The organism is Sporomusa sp., assembly GCF_057736855.1.
This window is the reverse complement of the sequence record NZ_JBYKYF010000363.1, coordinates 1-2,675: the sequence shown is the minus strand read 5'-3', so window position 1 is coordinate 2,675 and position 2,675 is coordinate 1. Positions and strand designations below refer to the sequence as shown.

The 2,675-nt window shown below is 46.1% G+C and carries 3 protein-coding genes; all 3 read right to left on the bottom strand.

The features are described from left to right. Positions 1-87: 87 nt before the first annotated feature. The 3 genes from AC29Z1_RS16220 to AC29Z1_RS16210 are packed head-to-tail and all read right to left on the bottom strand — an operon-like array spanning position 88 to position 2,626. Positions 88-699: a thiamine phosphate synthase gene (locus tag AC29Z1_RS16220; RefSeq protein WP_488272491.1), complete on the bottom strand. Its 612-nt coding sequence runs from the start codon at positions 697-699 to the stop codon at positions 88-90. Positions 700-704: 5 nt separating this feature from the next. After that, positions 705-1,853 (bottom strand): 2-iminoacetate synthase ThiH, encoded by a 1,149-nt coding sequence (gene thiH / locus AC29Z1_RS16215; RefSeq protein ID WP_488272490.1) that lies wholly within the window; start codon positions 1,851-1,853, stop codon positions 705-707. Positions 1,854-1,858: 5 nt separating this feature from the next. Then, positions 1,859-2,626 (bottom strand): thiazole synthase, encoded by a 768-nt coding sequence (locus tag AC29Z1_RS16210; RefSeq protein WP_488272489.1) that lies wholly within the window; start codon positions 2,624-2,626, stop codon positions 1,859-1,861. Positions 2,627-2,675: the final 49 nt, after the last annotated feature.

The following is a 2,675-nucleotide window of genomic DNA, read 5'->3' as shown; positions in this document are numbered from 1 at the left end:
TAAAAAGAGGCGTGTCACAAGACGTTTTTTCCATAAACGTTTTGCGACACGCCCAATATAATCCAGGCTGATCAGCACAACAGCTGATCAACATTGACCACTGCCATGCTCTTGGCATATTTTTTTTAGTTCGTGTACCAACGCTGTCGGATCTTTACAAGTCATGGCTTCTGACATTACACAAAACCCGTTAGCGCCACTTGCTAATACCCTTGCAGCATTATCTCGGGTAATGCCACCAATAGCAAAAACCGGCAGATTCACCGCCTGACAGACTTGCTTAAGCAAAGCTAGTCCCTTTGGGGGAAGGCCTTGTTTGCAGGCGGTAGCATACATATGGCCAACAACCAGATAAGATGCCCCAAGTTCTTCAGCCTCTTTGGCTTCAGCAACCGAATGAACCGATGCACCGACAACCAGAGAATACTCCCTTTTATGATAATTTCGTAATGCCGGCATGGATAACTGCAGGTGAGTCAGTTTCAAATTTTCAGCAACAATAGCATGTTGGTGGACAATCAGCAGTACTTGGTAATTATCACAAATAGTTTTCACTTTACGGGCTAACTGCTCATAGGACGGCAAATCCAAATCTTTTTCCCTGAGCATTAACGCATAAGGTCTTGCTTGCGCTAATTGTTGTATGCGGTGCAAAAAATCCTCTTGACAAAGCATACGCTGAGTCACACAAATCAACATACGCGCTATACCCTCACATAGTCGGTATAAACCGGCTGGAGACCTCGGCTGAGAATGGTTTGATGAATTTGTTCCACGCTGCGCGAATCGGCAATTTCAAATTGCTCATCTCCCTTATCTTCCGTGTTATGTCCCCCAACACCGACTCTAACCCCGGCAGATATTTTTGTCGCAGCCATACCAATGACATGATCACGAAACCCTGCCCGCTCCCGAGTAGAAATGGTAATTCCAGCAAACGGCATAAATAGGCGATAAGCCAGGATAACTTGTAGCAGTTGCCGCTCATGAACATCATTGGCATAATTCTTCGCATTGTTTATATAAGGGCGCAACCGCGGCACCGAAAAAGAAATCTCCGCATGAGGATATTTTTGCTGAAGAAAATAAGCATGCAAACCAACAGCAAAGGCATCTTTACGAAAATCATCAAGTCCCAGCAAAACCCCAAAGGCTACCCCACGCATGCCTCCCCGCAAGGCACGCTCTTGTGCATGAAAGCGGTAAGGATATACCCGTTTCGGTCCACGTAAATGAACCTGTCGATACTTATCGGGATTATATGTTTCCTGATAAACACTGACAAAATCGCTGCCACACTCGTGTAAATATGCGTATTCATCACTATTCAGGGGATAAATCTCAATACCCACTGCGGGAAAGTACTTGGCTGCTAATTTAACGGCCTCTCCAATATATTCAACCCCAGACCAATGACGGGATTCTCCGGTGAGAAGCAAAATTTCCTTCAGTCCAGTTGCTGCTATCGCTTGTAGTTCAGCCTCAATTTCCCCTAAAGTCAATTTTCCCCGCTTGATGCGGTTCTGGCAGTTGAACCCGCAGTAAATGCAATGATTTTCACAGTAATTAGCCAGATATAGCGGCGTGAAGAGTTGGATGGCATTGCCAAAATGTCTCCTGGTTTCTAGCGTGGCTTTAGCCGCCATAGCTTCCAGAAACTCTGCCGCCGCAGGTGACAGGATAATGCCATAGTCTTCAACAGAAAGCCGCTCTTGCCGCAATACTCGCTTGACATCCTCGCCCGTATACTGCTGGTAATCATACCTCTCCCGCAAAGTATTGACTCTATTCAGTACATCGGACTCAATGACTTCCATCCCTGCCAAATACATCATATGGTCTTGTCCTGTCATCAGTATCACTCCTCCAAAAAACCAGTCAAAGGACTGGATGCCTCCGCCCGGCCCTCCAATACTCGACCCAACCCAGCCAGGTAAGCCTCCCTACCAGCCTTAACAGCATGTTTGAATGCGTTGGCCATTTGGGCTACATTGCCGGCGGTGGCAATAGCCGTATTGCACATCACGGCAGCTACGCCCATTTCCATGGCTTCACAGGCTTGCGACGGTCGGCCAATGCCGGCATCGACAATGATCGGCAAATCAATTTCTTCCACCAAAATACGAATGAATTCTTTAGTACACAATCCCTTGTTGCTGCCAATCGGTGCCCCCAGCGGCATAACAGTAGCTGCTCCTGCATTAACCAGCGCACGAGCTACATGGAGATCCGGATACATATAAGGCATGACAACAAATCCTTCTTTAGCCAAAATTTCAGTAGCTTTAATGGTTTCATAATTATCTGGCAGCAAATATTTCGAATCCTGAATCACTTCCAATTTAATAAAGTTACCGCATCCGATTTCCCGTGCTAAGCGAGCAATCCGAACAGCCTCTTCTGCGTTTCTCGCACCTGATGTATTCGGCAAAATGGTTATTCCCGCGGGAATATAATCTAATATATTTTCCTGGCCGCCGACATTGGCCCTACGCAAAGCAAGGGTTACTATTTCCACTTCACCATGTTTAATGACTTCCCGGATCATTTCGAGAGAAAACTTACCTGAGCCCAAAATAAAGCGAGAGTGAAATTCATATCCTCCAATTACCAGTCGGTCATTCATACTCAGCACCTTCCTTCTATTCTCTTTTCCTTTCATCTATCTTCAACCC

Coding starts and splice junctions, on each gene's coding strand:
- AC29Z1_RS16220 (WP_488272491.1), bottom strand. CDS start 699: ATGTTGATTTGTGTGACTCAGCGTATGCTTTGTCAAGAGGATTTTTTG.
- thiH (WP_488272490.1), bottom strand. CDS start 1,853: ATGACAGGACAAGACCATATGATGTATTTGGCAGGGATGGAAGTCATT.
- AC29Z1_RS16210 (WP_488272489.1), bottom strand. CDS start 2,626: ATGAATGACCGACTGGTAATTGGAGGATATGAATTTCACTCTCGCTTT.